This window comes from Acinetobacter sp. UBA991 (assembly GCF_002292065.1).
In the GTDB taxonomy this organism is placed as follows: domain Bacteria; phylum Pseudomonadota; class Gammaproteobacteria; order Pseudomonadales; family Moraxellaceae; genus Acinetobacter; species Acinetobacter higginsii.
Window position 1 is genome coordinate 173,027 of sequence record NZ_DBBF01000027.1, and the last position, 15,614, is coordinate 188,640.

Consider the following 15,614-nt stretch of genomic DNA (forward strand, 5'->3'; position numbering starts at 1 on the left):
CAGCATGAAAGTGGTGTCTTTACAAAGCAAACTGGTTAAAACCTCTTTAATCAGCTCCGTCGTTGCAGGATGTGTGGCACTGCTTTTATTCGCGGTCATTTCTGCGTACCAAACCATGCAAGTACAAGACGAAATCATGGATGAGATTTCAGATATGTTGCTTATCGCGGATTTAACCAGCCCCTCTGGGCAGCAAATTGATGAGCTCAGTGATCAGTTTGATATTCAATATCGTTTGAGCAATCAGCAGCAGGTACTGACCCAGTCAGAAGGCTTTCATCTCGATCAACAGTATTACAGTTTGATTGAGGCCGCACATGGCGACTATGGTTTGATTTGGCAGAAAGGTCAACTCTGGCGAAGTTATGCGGGTGAAGATGAAAATTCGCATATGCAAGTGTTGATATTGCAACCTTTAGAGGAACGTTTCCAAGATTTACTGCATAACTTTGTGGGATATGCACTGGTCTTAATGTTGGTGTGGTTAATGCAGTGGATCATGCTGCATTTTCTGATCAAGCGCCAATTTAACGTAATTCATCAATTATCAAAGCAAATCTCGGCCAAGAATGCGGATGATCTTAGTCCTGTTCAAGCGGGTGAGGTGGAGTTAAAAGAACTACAACCGATGTTGGGTCAGCTTAATCGCTTATTACAGCGCTTAGACCACTCCCTACAGTCTGAACAACGTTTTACCGCGGATGCCTCGCATGAGTTACGTTCTCCTTTGTCTGCGATTCAGATGCGTTTGCAGTTATTGCAGCGTAAATATCCAGAACGCGCAGTTGACTTTAGCCAAATGCAGCAGGATGTGAGTCGAGGTATTCAAATTTTAGAGAATTTATTGTTATTGGCACGTTTAGACCCAGAGCACACGGATAATTTGCCCAAGACTTATCTTTCGATGCAGGAGAGTGTTGAAGAGGCAATACAGGCACTTCACTTATTTGCCAAGGAAAAGCATATTCAATTGCATTGGCAGGCTGCAGCAGATCTGCAGGGGCAGATTCTTGCCAATCCGCAGTTGATCTTTACCTGTGTTCGAAACCTTGTGGACAATGCCATTCGATACACGCCAGAATATGGACAAGTCTATATCTCTTTACAGCAACAGCAGCAATATTTGGCTTTGATTGTAGAAAATGAAGGCCAAGGGATGGATACAGAAAATTTAGCACGTTTGGGTGAACGTTTTTATCGGGCTTTGGGAAGCAAAACACAAGGCTCTGGTTTGGGTTTATCGATTTGCAGCAAAATTGTCGAGTTACATCAAGGTAAAATTCAGTTTGAACAGTCCCAATATGGTGGTCTGAAGGTCAGCATCCTGCTTAAACGTTAAGTTGGGTTGGGGTTGAGATCAAACGCATTAAAAAAGCAGTATGCGCTGACATACTGCTATTCCCACGTTTTTTGTTATTGTCCGATTATTATTATATTACTTCGTTAAAATCAGGCGATTATTACGGGTTAAACGTAAGCGATATTCCTCACCAGCATGCATGATGCGGATTTCGCGACCTAAGGCAAAAAGGTTGTTTGAATGCAACATTGGCAATGATTGAGCTGCATCGGTACTACGAGTAAATAGGCTGAATGGTGCGTTCATTTGTTATGCTCCGTGGTGTGTTTTTTAATGTTTTAAATGATAATCATTATCGAATAGACCTGTCAACGGAAATTTTAAGAATTTACAAAATCATCTATTAATTTTATTTTTTGACATGGGAATGCCGAGTTAAATTCCTTAGAATGGATCTGAAAAGCTGAGAGATTTTAAACGGTTATGACAAAAGCTACAGTTGATGTTGCGATCGCAATTTTATTACACAAAACTAAAGTTTTAGTGGGTTGGCGACAAGCAAACCAACATCAAGGCAACAAACATGAATTTCCTGGCGGAAAAGTTGAGCAGGGTGAAACACCTGAACAGGCTTGTCGTCGAGAAATTTATGAGGAAGTTGGCATTGGTTTAAAAGAGTGGCATGCTTTTGATCTGATCCAACATGAATATGAAGACATCATTGTCAATTTATACTTATTCCATGCTTATGTACCTGATGAGTTACTTAATCTTATTCATCAACCATGGGCTTGGTATAACCGTGATCAATTGATTGATCTCAATTTCCCGAAAGCAAATACCGTAATTCTGCAACGTTTAAGTTGGCCACATCTGATTAAAATTAGCGATCAGATCGATGCTTTGCCGCAACAAGAGGCGCTATTGTATTGGCGTACACAAACGGATGATATTGAGCAAATTGAGCAACAGCTTGATGCTTTAAAGGTTGATCAATTGAGAAAACTCATTGTTAATGTTGATCTGTGGCAAAAACTAAGTGTAAAACTGCAAAACAAGATACAGACCATTCATTTAAAGCAATCGCAGCTGATGAGTTTAAGCAAAGGTGGCTTGGTCGTGGGGAAACGCTTTATCGCTGCTTGTCACGATGCTGTGTCGTTACAACACGCTCAGCATATTGGCTGTGATGCTGTGTTTTTGAGTCCTATACATGCCACAGAGACGCATCCAGAAACGAAAGTATTGGGGTGGGATCGTTTTCAGGAATTGGCACAGAATAGTGATATTCCTGTATTTGCTTTAGGTGGGCTTGCACTGGCAGATTTAGAACAAGCCCAAAAACATCATGCTTATGGGCTTGCTGGAATTCGACAGTTTAGTTCAATTGATTAAGCTTAAAGTGTCTGAATGGTTCTACGTGCTTCTTGGGCCTTAATGGTATGACCGCGTGCTTCGCTCGCTTTCAGGATGATAAACCAAAGCTGTTTCTTCATAGCGTTGCTTTGCGCATAACTTAAGCCACGACGTGCCAATGCTTCGGCATTGGCATATTCTTTGCGCTGATCCGCGATCATTGCCAAATACAAATAAGTTTCTGTGGCTTGTGGCGCAATACGTTGTGCTTGTAAGGCATAACGCTCAGCTTCTGCGAGTTGCTGTTGCTTATAAGCCACTTGTGTTTTCTGCATTAAAGTCTTAAATGCAGGTAACTGGCTACCATCATTAAACTTCTGCTGAACCTTTTGTTGCGGAACAACAACGGGAACACTTTGACGTTTAATTTCTTTCTGTTCATAAGGTGTAATTTTTACACCAGAAGAAGGTTGGGTGACCTTCTTCTTTTGCGAGCTACTCGTTGGTGGCTGATTTGCAGGTTTGGTGGTTTTCTCTGGTGCAGTTGTACAACCTGCGAGTAGCAGCACACCAAGTAGAACCGTGGTTTTATTCATCATGTCCAATCATCCTTGTAAACTTAATTGTCACTGTTACCGTTATAGCTGCCGCTAGAAATAACGCGTGTTGGAGTGTGATTGGATAAATCTGTATCCATTTGAGTTTCACTTTCACGAATATAGTTGCTTATACCGTCATTATGATCATCTGTAGGTGTTGCATCGTTCGGAATATAAGTTGGTTCTACTTCGTAGTGAGATTGACCGCATAAGGTTGCACGACGTGGTACGGTCTGACGCAGTAATGGAATATACATCGCACCATCACAGCCTTGAGCAGATAAATCACCGCTGGCACTATCAATCCATTGCCATTGAACATTATCGGTTTGGCGCAGATTGACAGGTTCTTGACGGAGCTGTTTCATCACATTGATCCACACAGGCAATGCACCTGATGAACCAGTTAAGCCAGTGACTTTATTGTCATCCAGACCTAACCAGACAACTGCAACATGATTGCCAGAATAACCTGCGAACCATGAGTCTCTGGTGTCATTTGTAGTTCCAGATTTACCTGCTAAATTGAGTGATTCTGGTAGGCTGTTATATGCAGAACGACCCGTACCAGAACGCATCACTTGCTGTAGGCCATAGTTAAGAATGTAGGCAGCAGCAGGATCAATGGTTTGTTGTACATTTAAGCCATAACGTTCCAGTAAATGGCCTTTGGCATCGACTACGGTACGAATTGAACGTGGTGGGTATTTAAAGCCACCTGTCGCAAAATTACCGTAAATGCTCAATACTTCCATTGGTGACATATTTACAGCACCAAGGTAAATCGAAGGGTAGGCAGGGATATCAGAACTTACCCCGAACTGTTTGAGCTTATTGCTGAATGCAGATAAACCAAATTCATTGGCTAAGCGTACAGTAGAAAGGTTGTATGAATTTGCTAATGCTTGTTGCATTGGCACAACACCATGTTCACCACCACTATAGTTCTTCGGTGTCCAGCTCTTGTCACCATCAATCGGAATATTGACTGCACTGTCTTCAATTGGGCTTGCCCATGTATAACGCCCAGATTCGATTGCATTTAAATAAATAATTGGTTTGAGTAATGAACCCACTTGACGTTTAGCATCTAAGGCACGGTTAAAGCCTGTAAAGTCTTGAGTGGAACCCACAGCCGCAACCAGTTCACCATTTTCAGGATGAGCAACCAGAACCGCACCTTGCAAGTTTTTCAAACGGGCAGGGTTGGCTTTGGCTAAACGATCGACAGTGCTCTTAAATGCATTTTGGACTTGGGTCTGTGCAATTGGATCAAGTGTGGTAAAGATTCTTAAGCCTTGATTGGTAATATCACTTTCTTGGTATTCAGTACGAAGTTGACGACGCACAATATCCAAGAAATCTGGGAATTTTGCAGGGCCTAAGGTTGGCTTACTCACCACATTTAATGGACGAGCAATCTCATCTTGATATTCTGCTTCTGTTAAATAGCCCATCACTTTCATGTTGTTTAAAACAACATCACGGCGCTTTTTCGCAGATTCAGGATTACGCCAAGGGTTATATAAAGAAGGGCCTTGAACCAGACCAACCAAGTAGGCTTGCTGTGAAATATTCAGCTCACGTAGAGGTAAACCAAAATAAAACTGTGATGCTAGACCATAGCCATTAATCGAATAGCTGCCATTTTGGCCTAAATTCACTTCATTTAAATAGGCTTCAAGAATTTCATCTTTGCTGTAATGTAATTCAATCAATATAGCCATCAATGCTTCATTGACTTTACGTTTCAGCGTTTTCTCTGGTGATAGATAGAAATTCTTGACCAACTGCTGCGTTAAAGTTGAACCACCTTGACGGCGACCACCTGTGGCATTACTGACCAAGGCACGTGCTGTACCACGGATCGAAATACCATGATGATGATAGAAATTACGATCTTCTGTTGAAATTAGCGCTTCAATCAGGGTTTTTGGAACTTTATTTAGTTTGATTAGAACGCGGTCTTCATTGTGCTGTGGATAAATACCACCAATCAATAAAGGCTCTAAACGAGCGACACCTGTACTCGAAGGCTTGGTTGAACGGATTTCACTCACCTGACCATCAGCGAAAGCAAGTTCTAGCACTTGCTCAGGTTCATTACTATCGCCATAGTCAAAACCGCGGGTATGTACATACATCTGGTTGCCTTGTACTACATAGCTACCAGACTTGTCATAATTCGCTGTGTTTTTGTAACCCAGTAATTTTAACTCTTGGGTAAAATTCTCTTGAGTAATCGGTGCACTAGAATAGATTTCTAATGGGCGAGCAAACACCTTGGCAGGGATGTCCCAACGCTGACCTTCAAACTTGTCACGAATAATATTATCCAAGCGGATCAGATAGATACTAAAAGCAACAAAGACACCTATCACTAACATTGAGAAAATGAGTGCTAGAAAACCAATACCACGTTCAAACTTCATAGATTTGCGTTAAAACCAAAACAATGTCGGTAATGATGCGATAGCTTATTGTCATTTTGCAATCATAAAACTGTGAATAAATAGCAACATGCAATAAAAACTTTAAGAATGCGTTGACATTAAACGTATAAAAAAACAACGGATAGACATTTTTATACTTTTTAATCAATCATCAACGCAACATTGGTTGTTAATGATATGATAGTCAGTAATCGCGACGGAGCTGAATTATTCGTGCAAATTTCACATAAATCCTTTCGAAATATTGGTCTAATTGGACGACCAGACAAGTATTCTGTAGTAGAAACGTTATGTTTAATTCATGATCATTTGATCACTTTAGGTTTAAACCCCGTTTTTGATCAGGAAACAGCCAAACTGGTGCCTTATAGTTATGGGCAGACAGTGAGCCGAAATTTACTTGGGGAAGTGGTTGATTTAGTTGTAGTTGTAGGGGGGGATGGTTCACTTTTACATGCTGCACGTGCATTGGTTCGACATAATACGCCTGTAATTGGAATTAACCGCGGTCGACTGGGCTTTTTAACAGATATTAAGCCAGCAGAAGCGATATTTAAGCTTGATCAGGTGCTACAAGGTCAATTTCAGCTAGATCGCCGTTTCTTGTTGGAAATGGAAGTTCGTACCAATGGTGAAACGATTTATGATGCAATTGCATTGAATGATGTGGTTTTACACTCTGGGAAATCGGTTCATATGATCGATTTTGAACTGAATATTGATGGACAATATGTCTATCGTCAGCACAGTGATGGCTTGATTGTTTCAACGCCAACAGGTTCAACCGCATATTCACTGTCAGGTGGCGGGCCAATCTTACATCCGAGTATGGATGCGATCGCTTTAGTGCCGATGCATCCACATACGTTGTCGTCACGACCGATCGTGGTGGGTGGTCACAGTGAAGTTAAAATTACCATTCGTGAAAACCGTGTTTTGCCGATGGTCAGTGCCGATGGTCAACATAGTGTTGCATTAAATGTCGGTGACACGGTGCATATTCGCAAACATCCGTTTAAACTAAGCTTATTACATCCACCAGGTTATGATTTCTATATGGCATGTCGTACCAAATTGGGGTGGAATCAAGATTTTGAATCTTTTCAACAGGATGACTCATGAATATTGAACAAATGCTCGCTATTTTAAATCCTGAAATTGTTGAGCGCCTTCGTACTGCTGTTGAAATTGGCAAATGGCCAAATGGGATTGCATTAACCAAAGAACAGCGTGAAATCTGTATGCAAGCAGTGTATGCATGGGAAATGGAACATTTACCAAAAGAACAGCGTAGCGGTTATATCGATCGTGGTACTAAAGAAGACGGTGAGGAGTGTGATGATGACCACCATCACAACGAACCAGAATTCAAACCGATTCGTTTTGTTTAATTTAAGAAGCTCAGTGATTACTGGGCTTTTTTTATGTTTACAAAATATAATAAAGAATCTTATGAAACATTTAAAATCTGTTTATGCACTATTATCTCTTATATTTTTTAGTGATGCTGTATTGGCTAAACAACCCATTGAATGTTTACTCAAGGTGAAGGTCGTTGCCAACCAGAAATACACTTCTCCCCAAACCGAATATACAAGTATAAAGAACGATGGTTATCCCATGTTATTGATTGGGATTCAGGTGATGGAGTCGCAATCAATACGAAGCTCCCAAAAGGTCAAAGCGCATCATGCATATTGTAAGGCACTTATAGGTCAACAACGAGATGCTTATCTTTCGGGTCCTTACGATCCTAACAAGATTACAATCAAAATAGGTGATCACCTGAAGCTAAGAAATATTCATTCTTCAGGTCGGGAATATCCGTTTTGGCCAGATTTTTATTATATTGAAACTTAAAACCAAGGCTATCCGATATAACCTTGGTCATTCGTATAATCAGAAACGACTCTTCCACAATTCTTTCGCTTTTTCCATTGCATCATCATAGCTATTGACTACACCCATGGTATACAACGCGATTCCCATCGTTTCGACGATTGCCAATTCGCCATATTCATGCGTATGTTCGCCCAACCAAACCGCTTTAAACACAGCTAAATCAAGCTCTTCTTCAATCGGACTACGGTCAGGGGTTAACTTTGGTAGTTCGTGTTCGTACAATTCACCATTTTTAATGCCACAAATTAACGTTTTGGCATCAGGATTACGTTCAAACTCACCACCTTCACCTTTAATCACTGCACTGTTTTGATAACCCAAGCGGAACGCAGTCTGTTGATGTGAAGTACGATAAGCTGGATGGAAGATCGCTTGTAAGGTCGCTTTGGTATTAAATGGATTAATTAAGCGTGCCAAAGTATGGATTGGAGAGCGTAACCCCATCACATTTCTTAGCGAGATCAATTCACTTAGAATTGGTGAAATGGCTTCAAGTGGTAGATAAGCAAAATTGTGCTGTTCAAGTTGTTCACGGACATCCTGTTGATTTTGACAAATTGAAAAGCCTAAGTATTGTAAAACTTGTTCGGTATAGACACGGTTAATGGTGTGACCTGATGCACCATGCATCACAATCTTGTAACCATGATGTGCTAAAGTCAGTGCTGCCAATAAGAACCATGGATAGTGCTTACGCTTGCCTGCATAAGAAGACCAGTCAAGATCGACCTCAAGTGGCTGAAAGTTGAGTTGATCTCGCGTAGCTTGGACAAAACCTGCTAATTCATCGACAGATTCCTCTTTAACACGCAAGAGCATCAAGAATGCACCCAACTGCACATCCAAGACTTCATCTTTTAAAATCATGCTAAAGGCTTGATAGGCTTCTTCATAACTGAGCGAACGGGAACCAGTTTTGCCCTTACCTAAAATACGCACATATTGAGCAAAAGGATGTTCAGCGGTTTTATAGATATTACGTTTTGTGTTCATGGTCGTATTGAAGGTTGTCACAAAGAATAAAACGAATATGACATAAAACTGAGCTGTGTAGCATAAAAAAACCAACAAGCTGTTTAATCAATAAGCAACTGTTGTCTAAAGATAGACGATGCAAACAAAATTATTGACCGAATCAGTCTAGTGATTTGATGTAAACGGGACATGACAACCTATCTAAAAGTTATTAGCATGACTGCGAACGAATTTTTAAGAACAATGAAAGCGAAAGGAAATAATGATGTTAGCTTACGATTCAGATTTGGAACTCTTCCGCGATAACTTTAAACGCTTTATGAGCGAGCAGATTGCACCTCATTATGAGCAATGGGAACGTGAAGGCATCATGCCGCGTTCAGTATGGAACGCATTAGGCGAAAATGGATTCTTGTGTGTCGATGTCCCAGAAGAATACGGTGGTTATGGTGTGCCAACGCATTATTCATTGATGTTGGTTGAAGAGTCTGCACGTGCGGGCTACTGTGCATTATCAACCGCGATTTCATGTCACTCTGAAATTGCAGCACCCTATATCCAACACATTGCAACAGAAGAACAAAAACAGTATTGGTTACCAAAAATGGTATCGGGTGAAGTGGTCGGTGCCATTGGCATGACAGAACCAGGTGCTGGTTCAGATTTACAGGCGATGCGTACCAGTGCCATCCTGCAAGATGATCATTATCTGTTAAATGGTTCAAAAACCTTTATTTCAAATGGTCAGCATGCGGATCTTGTAGTTCTTGCAGTGAAGACGGATCCACAAGCACGTGCCAAAGGTGTGTCTTTGATGTTAGTGGATACACATTTAGAAGGCTTTAAAAAGGGCACCAACCTCGACAAAATTGGTTTGCATTCACAAGACACCTCAGAATTATTCTTTGATAATGTCAAAGTACCGAAAGATCAATTGTTGGGTCAAGCAGGGCAAGGTTTTGCTTACTTGATGCAAGAGCTTCCGCGTGAACGTACTGCGATTGCTGCGACTGCATTGGGTGCAATTCGTGGTGCGATTGATATTACCACGCAATATGTAAAAGAACGCCAAGCCTTTGGTCAGGCAATTTCACAATTCCAAAATACACGTTTTGTATTGGCACAAGCGAAGATTGATGAGTTGGCAACAGCCGCTTTCTATAATCAAAACGTGGCTTTATATAATGAAGGTAAACTGGATGTAGAAACGGCCGCAGCCTTGAAGAGCTTTAGTACTGATATGCAAATGAAAGTGGCTGACAACTTGCTGCAATTATTTGGTGGCTACGGCTATATGACTGAATATCCAATTTCACGCTTCTTTGTTGATGCGCGCATTCAGCGTATTTATGGCGGAACCAACGAGATTATGAAAGAAATCGTGGCGCGTGGCATTATCGGTAAAGCTTAATTGGCATTTATCTCGTCAAATAGCCTGCTTTTGAGCAGGCTGTTTTGTTTTAACTATTTGCTTGGTCTTTGGATCATGGGATAGTTCTGTTGTTTAGGTAATTGCTGTAAGGCTTGGTTGATCTTTCTAAGAAACTCATTGGCTTCATCTTGCCGAAAGGTATCTTCCGTATATTCACTGCGTTGTTGAAAGCGGCCACAGCCTCGTATTTGCATATTAGATGGATTAAATGACCAGTCATTGGTGTTTTTTAAGTTGATATCTAAGTCACTTTCACAACTTTTCCATAAATTTAAGAATGCATTGGATTGTTCTGATTTAAACCCTGTTGCAGGGTAAACCGTAAAGCCCTGCATTGCGGGATTGGCATATTGAATAAACCGCTCAACCGGCATACCGCCCCAAAGGATTGCAGTATTTTCAGGCAAGGCGATACCAGTTAAGTTCTGTTCTTTTAAAGCATGAGTTTGCTGAAATTCTTGTTTAAAGTGCTGTGATTGATAAGTCAATTTGGTTTGATGGGGGATGGGAATTCCTCGAGCTTGACTGCCCACAGGAGTGATAAAGTAAGGTGAGCGATCGGTGCCATTGCAACCTGCAATCATGGGGCAACCGCTACATGCGGTTAAACCGATACTAATTAGGCTCAGTAAAGCTAAGCTGAAAATCTTATTCATTGTATTTACTGTTGTTATGACATCTTCTTGCAGTATAACCAATCTATTCTATAGAAAAGTTCAAATTTAAGTGGAACAAATAGCCCGCTTAAATTTAGCTATGTTTATTCAGGACTTTATGGTGTTGGTTCATCAAATAGATTTGAACAACTTTGTGGCTGACAACCTGCCAACATAATCGCTTTCGGTAAGCTGGCATACATATTAGTCAAATGCTGTTCAGCAGGATGTCGATAATTCAAGAACAAGAAATGCTTTGAACGTTGCTGATTAAAGTTTTGATAGAAGTTATTCTGCTTCTGCAAGGATTCAGCGTCTGGTGTTGGACTTCGACCATGTTCATGTGTACCCACTGTGGTCATCAGCATGATATCTTGAGTTTTATTTTGATTCTTTAACCAATCTGCCTGCCGATTGAGCAACGCATAATTATCAAACCAGAGTGAAGGGCTGGCCGCAATATAACGTTGAAACATTTGCGGTTGGCTAAAGAAAGTGTGTAAAACAAATAGTCCACCAAAGGAATGTCCAAATAAACTCTGTTGCTGTGGATTAACTTTAATTTTGGTTTGAATCGCAGGCTTTAGTTCTTTCTCAAGAAATTGAATGAATTGGTCTGCGCCACCATAAGTGTACTTGGCTTGTTTTTGAAATTCAGCCGATGCTTTTGGGGTGTAGTCTAAAGCACGTTTTTCGACATCAAAACTGTTTTGCTGTGGGTAGCCGATTGCAACAATAGCGACTGGACTCAAGCCCAAACGATTGGCACCACCACCCACCGACTTAGCAATATTGGCAGCACTATCAAATGCGGCATTGCCATCCAATACATACAGCACAGGAAAACCTTCACTTGGGACTTCACCAGCAGGAACCGAGATCTGAATCAAATAATCATGTTTTGTATATTTGGATGCGATTACAAAGCTTTGTTGAATATTGGTTTGTGATTTAAGAGGCGCTTTATTTGAACTCGAGATCGTCGGTTGAGCAAAAGCCAATGGTGTTGCCATGAGCAGAGAAAAAGTCAAAATACCAAGTGGTTTAAACATAATTTATTCGCAAGCATTGAAATTTTGCTAGCAATATATAATGAAAATCATTATCAATAAAGTTCGGTAATAAAAAGAGTTAAAACTCAGCGTGTTTAATAGCTTAAAGTGTTGTTATACTAGCTCGGATAATCAATTCACAGATGAATTGTAATCCATTCTTATAGATGATTTTGCTGAGGCTGCATTCAATGGTAAACGATGGACAAAACACATCGAATTCACTTAATTTAGAACAAATTCGTAACGATATTGATAGTGTTGATCAACAAATCCAAGAGTTACTCAACCGCCGTGCGACGCTTGCAGAAGCTGTAGCCAAAGCGAAATTTGCATCCGAAGAGAATCCGCTGTTTTATCGACCTGAACGTGAAGCTCAAGTGCTGCGTAAAGTCATGGAGCGTAATCAGGGACCTTTGTCTGATGCGACCATGGCACGTTTGTTCCGTGAAATCATGTCAGCATGTTTGGCACTTGAAGCACCACAAAGCATCGCATTCCTCGGACCAGAAGGGACTTATACCCATTCTGCGGTATTAAAGCATTTTGGTAAAGATGCTGTTGTGCGTCCATTGCCAACCATTGATGAAGTATTCCGTGAAGTTGAAGCGGGTAGTGCACATTATGGTGTCGTTCCCGTGGAGAACTCATCAGAAGGTATCGTCAACCATACACTGGATTGCTTTAAATCATCGACAGTTAATGTAATTGGTGAAGTTGAACTTCGTATCCATCATCAGTTCCTTGTATCTGAAAATACTCGCAAAGATAGTATTAAGCAGATTTATGCGCATCAGCAAACTTTGGCACAATGCCGTAAGTGGTTAGATGCACATTATCCAGGTGTAGAGCGTGTCGCGCTAAACTCAAATGCGGAAGCGGCACGTCGTATTCGTAACGAGTGGCATTCAGCTGCGATTGCATCTGATATTGCGGCAAGTATGTACAACCTTGAGATTTTACATAGCAATATTGAAGATAATCCTGAAAATACCACACGTTTCCTTGTGATTGGGCGTGAGAAGATTCCTCAAAGCGGTAATGATAAAACCTCTTTATTGATCTCTGCGCATGATCGTGCGGGTGCTTTATTGGAAATTCTTGCGCCGTTTGCCAAGCATCAGATCAGCTTGACCAGTATTGAAACGCGTCCTGCATTGCCTGAGAAATGGGCTTATGTGTTCTTTATTGATTTAGAAGGACATATCGGTCAGGAAAATGTTGCGGCGGCATTGGAAGAAATCCGTCCAATGGTAAAAGAGTTACGCGTACTCGGTTCGTATCCAATCGCTGTTTTATAATCCCGTTTTATCGTATGGATAGATGACTTCGGTATCTATCCATATCAAAGTCGTCTCATTAGGCAAATATGTTTTATGTCTCAACCATTATTTAAGAAAGTTGCATTTATTGGGCTTGGACTGATTGGGTCGAGTCTTGCTCGTGTGATTGTGGCAGAACAACTTGCAGCTCAAATTGTGGCTTCAACACGCTCAAAAAAAACATTAGAAGATGCTAAGGCACTCGGTCTTATTCAACACGGTTATGCAACGCCAGAAGAAGCAGTTCAGGATGCAGATTTAATTGTTTTAGCATTACCTGTTCGTGCGACACAAAAAGTGTTGGAACAGATCAAGCCTTATCTTGCAGACAATGTCATCATTACCGATGTCGGTAGTACCAAAGGCAATGTGGTTGAAGCCGCAAAAGCCGTATTTGGTGAAAATCTACCTGTTGGTTTTGTACCAGGGCATCCGATTGCAGGTGCTGAGCATACTGGGGTACATGCAGGTAAAGTTGATTTATTCGTCAATCATAAAGTGATTTTGACACCACTTCCAACCAGTGCTGATTGGGCGGTTGAAAAACTGATTCAACTTTGGTCTGCTGCAAAAGCAGAAGTGATTTGTATGGATGTCACCAAACACGATGAAGTATTGGCACATACCAGCCATTTACCGCATTTGATGGCATTCAATCTGGTCGAGCAACTGGCAAATCGTGAAGATAATTTAGATATTTTCCGCTATGCAGCAGGAGGTTTTCGTGACTTCTCGCGTATTGCTGCCAGTGATCCACAGATGTGGCATGATATTTTCTTTGCCAATAAAACTGCAATTCTGAATGCTGTTGATGGCTTTGAACAGCAATTGTCCGTTTTAAAGAAATTGATTGAACAGGAAGATTCGCACGCGTTGATGGGACTGCTCGGGCATGCTCAAGCAGCACGTCAGCACTTTAACCATATGTTGGCCAAAAAACCTTTGATGGAGAAAAACAAGGTGACACAGCAATTTACCATTTTACCGGGAAAGAAAACATTTACAGGTAAATTCACCGTACCAGGTGACAAATCTGTGTCACATCGCTCAATCATGTTTGGGGCGATTGCAGAAGGCACAACACATGTAACAGGCTTCTTGGAAGGTGAAGATGCACTCGCAACTTTACAGGCTTTCCGTGATATGGGTGTGAGCATCGAAGGACCGAAGAATGGTGAAGTCACTATTCATGGCGTGGGCATGCAAGGTTTAAAAGCGCCAGTAAGTGCTTTGTATATGGGTAACTCTGGCACCAGTATGCGTTTGCTATCTGGCATGTTGTCTGCGCAGAAGTTCGATTCAGTGATGACCGGTGATGCGTCATTGTCTAAACGTCCAATGGAACGTATTGCAAAACCACTTCGTGAAATGGGTGCACTCATCCAAACCACCGGTGAGAAAGGCACACCTCCAGTCAGCATTACAGGTAGCCAAGCATTAAAAGGCATTCAATATGACTTACCAATGGCGTCTGCTCAGGTGAAATCAGGCATTTTATTGGCGGGTTTATGGGCTGCGGGTGAAACTTCAGTGACTGAGCCAGAACCAACCCGTGATCATACCGAGCGTATGTTACGTGCTTTTGGTTATGATGTGAAAACCGAAGGCAATAAAATCTCGCTTATCGGTGGTGGCAAATTAGTCGGTACCGATATTCAAGTACCTTCGGATATTTCCTCAGCGGCATTCTTTATGGTCGGTGCTGCAATTACCGAAGGTGCCGATGTGATCCTTGAAGCGGTTGGCATCAATCCAACGCGTACAGGTGTCATTGAAATTCTTAAGCAAATGGGTGCTGATCTAACTGTAGAAAATGAACGTATTGCAGGTGGTGAACCCATTGCAGATATTCATATCAAAGGTTCTAGAACGCTGAAAGGCATTCATATGCCAGAAGACCAAGTGCCATTAGCAATTGATGAATTCCCAGTATTATTTATTGCTGCTGCATGTGCCGAAGGTCAAACTGTTCTAACAGGAGCAGCTGAGCTGCGTGTTAAAGAATCTGATCGTATTCAAGTGATGGCAGATGGTTTGAAAACTATGGGCATTGACTGTACCCCAACCGACGATGGCATCATCATTGAAGGTAAAGGTAAATCAGGTGATTGGTCTGCTATTTTCGCTGGTGGTGAAATTGAGTCACACCATGACCACCGTATTGCTATGAGTTTTAGTATGGCTGGTTTGCGTACTTCAGGTAACATCACCATTCATGGTACAGAAACTGTGGCAACAAGTTTCCCAACCTTCACCGAGCTTGCAAATACTGCAGGTTTGGATTTGCAGGTTGTGAATCCATAAGCTGATCTGGAAAGGCAGTGTTTAGCTTGATTAATTAAGTTAAATGCTGCTTTTTTTATAAGCATATTCATAAAAACAATTGGCTAAACATAAGGCGAAAACGCTTAAATAAGAAAAATGCTGAGTTTGTAGATGTACATATCTAATCGGGTCTAAATTTATCAATTTAGCTATAGAACTAAGACAATCAGCTAATCTATTAAAGACAATTGTATATATAATAATTCTTACCGTTCGCGTCGGATTTACTCTGCGATCCAGAG

General features: G+C 41.3%; 14 protein-coding genes. 8 read left to right on the top strand and 6 right to left on the bottom strand.

The window, feature by feature from the left end; genetic code table 11:
• Window positions 1-4 precede the first annotated feature (4 nt).
• Complete coding sequence (locus B2727_RS11580; protein ID WP_033132947.1) at window positions 5-1,339, top strand: sensor histidine kinase; 1,335 nt, start codon at window positions 5-7, stop codon at window positions 1,337-1,339.
• 96 nt (window positions 1,340-1,435) lie between these two features.
• Here the strand turns inward: B2727_RS11580 and hemP are convergent, their stop codons facing one another.
• On the bottom strand, window positions 1,436-1,606 hold the full coding sequence (gene hemP / locus B2727_RS11585; protein WP_004653932.1) for a hemin uptake protein HemP: 171 nt from the start codon (window positions 1,604-1,606) through the stop codon (window positions 1,436-1,438).
• A 177-nt stretch (window positions 1,607-1,783) separates the two neighbouring features.
• On the opposite strand from hemP, the gene B2727_RS11590 reads away from it, so the two are divergent.
• Complete coding sequence (locus tag B2727_RS11590) at window positions 1,784-2,695, top strand: NUDIX domain-containing protein (protein ID WP_033132946.1); 912 nt, start codon at window positions 1,784-1,786, stop codon at window positions 2,693-2,695.
• Between the two features lie 2 nt (window positions 2,696-2,697).
• Here B2727_RS11590 and B2727_RS11595 read toward each other — a convergent pair whose 3' ends face one another.
• On the bottom strand, window positions 2,698-3,255 hold the full coding sequence (locus B2727_RS11595) for a tetratricopeptide repeat protein (RefSeq protein ID WP_005204291.1): 558 nt from the start codon (window positions 3,253-3,255) through the stop codon (window positions 2,698-2,700).
• Between the two features lie 20 nt (window positions 3,256-3,275).
• The gene (gene mrcB / locus B2727_RS11600; protein WP_033132945.1) at window positions 3,276-5,687 is read right to left on the bottom strand and encodes a penicillin-binding protein 1B; all 2,412 of its coding nucleotides are present in this window, start codon (window positions 5,685-5,687) and stop codon (window positions 3,276-3,278) included.
• 234 nt (window positions 5,688-5,921) lie between these two features.
• On the opposite strand from mrcB, the gene B2727_RS11605 reads away from it, so the two are divergent.
• The 3 genes from B2727_RS11605 (at window position 5,922) to B2727_RS11615 (ending at window position 7,568) form a co-directional block, all read left to right on the top strand.
• The gene (locus B2727_RS11605) at window positions 5,922-6,830 is read left to right on the top strand and encodes an NAD(+) kinase (protein ID WP_032858932.1); all 909 of its coding nucleotides are present in this window, start codon (window positions 5,922-5,924) and stop codon (window positions 6,828-6,830) included.
• Window positions 6,827-7,099, top strand: coding sequence for a YeaC family protein (locus tag B2727_RS11610; protein ID WP_005313347.1), 273 nt, complete (start codon window positions 6,827-6,829; stop codon window positions 7,097-7,099). Before B2727_RS11605 ends, B2727_RS11610 begins: the two co-directional genes overlap by 4 nt.
• A gap of 61 nt (window positions 7,100-7,160) precedes the next feature.
• Entirely contained in the window at window positions 7,161-7,568 is a 408-nt protein-coding gene (locus B2727_RS11615; RefSeq protein WP_032859000.1) for a hypothetical protein, read from the top strand.
• Window positions 7,569-7,607: 39 nt separating this feature from the next.
• Here the strand turns inward: B2727_RS11615 and B2727_RS11620 are convergent, their stop codons facing one another.
• Window positions 7,608-8,603, bottom strand: a complete 996-nt coding sequence (locus B2727_RS11620) for a glycosyl transferase family protein (protein ID WP_033132944.1) — start codon at window positions 8,601-8,603, stop codon at window positions 7,608-7,610.
• A 247-nt stretch (window positions 8,604-8,850) separates the two neighbouring features.
• Here B2727_RS11620 and B2727_RS11625 point away from each other — a divergent pair, with 247 nt between their 5' ends.
• Window positions 8,851-9,996 (top strand): acyl-CoA dehydrogenase family protein, encoded by a 1,146-nt coding sequence (locus tag B2727_RS11625; RefSeq protein WP_033132943.1) that lies wholly within the window; start codon window positions 8,851-8,853, stop codon window positions 9,994-9,996.
• Window positions 9,997-10,049: 53 nt separating this feature from the next.
• On the opposite strand, the gene B2727_RS11630 is transcribed toward B2727_RS11625, so the two are convergent.
• Together B2727_RS11630 and B2727_RS11635 are read right to left on the bottom strand one after the other, a co-directional pair.
• Complete coding sequence (locus B2727_RS11630) at window positions 10,050-10,673, bottom strand: hypothetical protein (RefSeq protein WP_033132942.1); 624 nt, start codon at window positions 10,671-10,673, stop codon at window positions 10,050-10,052.
• A gap of 116 nt (window positions 10,674-10,789) precedes the next feature.
• Window positions 10,790-11,725: an alpha/beta hydrolase gene (locus B2727_RS11635; RefSeq protein WP_033132941.1), complete on the bottom strand. Its 936-nt coding sequence runs from the start codon at window positions 11,723-11,725 to the stop codon at window positions 10,790-10,792.
• A gap of 191 nt (window positions 11,726-11,916) precedes the next feature.
• Between B2727_RS11635 and pheA the strand changes: the two genes are divergently transcribed.
• A complete protein-coding gene (gene pheA / locus B2727_RS11640) occupies window positions 11,917-13,026 on the top strand; it encodes a prephenate dehydratase (protein ID WP_005204264.1) in 1,110 nt (369 codons plus the stop codon).
• 75 nt (window positions 13,027-13,101) lie between these two features.
• A complete protein-coding gene (locus B2727_RS11645) occupies window positions 13,102-15,351 on the top strand; it encodes a bifunctional prephenate dehydrogenase/3-phosphoshikimate 1-carboxyvinyltransferase (RefSeq protein ID WP_033132940.1) in 2,250 nt (749 codons plus the stop codon).
• The last annotated feature ends 263 nt before the right edge of the window (window positions 15,352-15,614 follow it).

Bases quoted from the DNA above. Each gene is read 5' to 3' on its own strand.
- pheA (WP_005204264.1), top strand. From the start codon at position 11,917: ATGGTAAACGATGGACAAAACACATCGAATTCACTTAATTTAGAACAA.
- B2727_RS11610 (WP_005313347.1), top strand. From the start codon at position 6,827: ATGAATATTGAACAAATGCTCGCTATTTTAAATCCTGAAATTGTTGAG.
- B2727_RS11625 (WP_033132943.1), top strand. From the start codon at position 8,851: ATGTTAGCTTACGATTCAGATTTGGAACTCTTCCGCGATAACTTTAAA.
- B2727_RS11620 (WP_033132944.1), bottom strand. From the start codon at position 8,603: ATGAACACAAAACGTAATATCTATAAAACCGCTGAACATCCTTTTGCT.
- B2727_RS11635 (WP_033132941.1), bottom strand. From the start codon at position 11,725: ATGTTTAAACCACTTGGTATTTTGACTTTTTCTCTGCTCATGGCAACA.
- hemP (WP_004653932.1), bottom strand. From the start codon at position 1,606: ATGAACGCACCATTCAGCCTATTTACTCGTAGTACCGATGCAGCTCAA.
- B2727_RS11595 (WP_005204291.1), bottom strand. From the start codon at position 3,255: ATGATGAATAAAACCACGGTTCTACTTGGTGTGCTGCTACTCGCAGGT.
- mrcB (WP_033132945.1), bottom strand. From the start codon at position 5,687: ATGAAGTTTGAACGTGGTATTGGTTTTCTAGCACTCATTTTCTCAATG.
- B2727_RS11615 (WP_032859000.1), top strand. From the start codon at position 7,161: ATGAAACATTTAAAATCTGTTTATGCACTATTATCTCTTATATTTTTT.
- B2727_RS11630 (WP_033132942.1), bottom strand. From the start codon at position 10,673: ATGAATAAGATTTTCAGCTTAGCTTTACTGAGCCTAATTAGTATCGGT.
- B2727_RS11645 (WP_033132940.1), top strand. From the start codon at position 13,102: ATGTCTCAACCATTATTTAAGAAAGTTGCATTTATTGGGCTTGGACTG.
- B2727_RS11580 (WP_033132947.1), top strand. From the start codon at position 5: ATGAAAGTGGTGTCTTTACAAAGCAAACTGGTTAAAACCTCTTTAATC.
- B2727_RS11590 (WP_033132946.1), top strand. From the start codon at position 1,784: ATGACAAAAGCTACAGTTGATGTTGCGATCGCAATTTTATTACACAAA.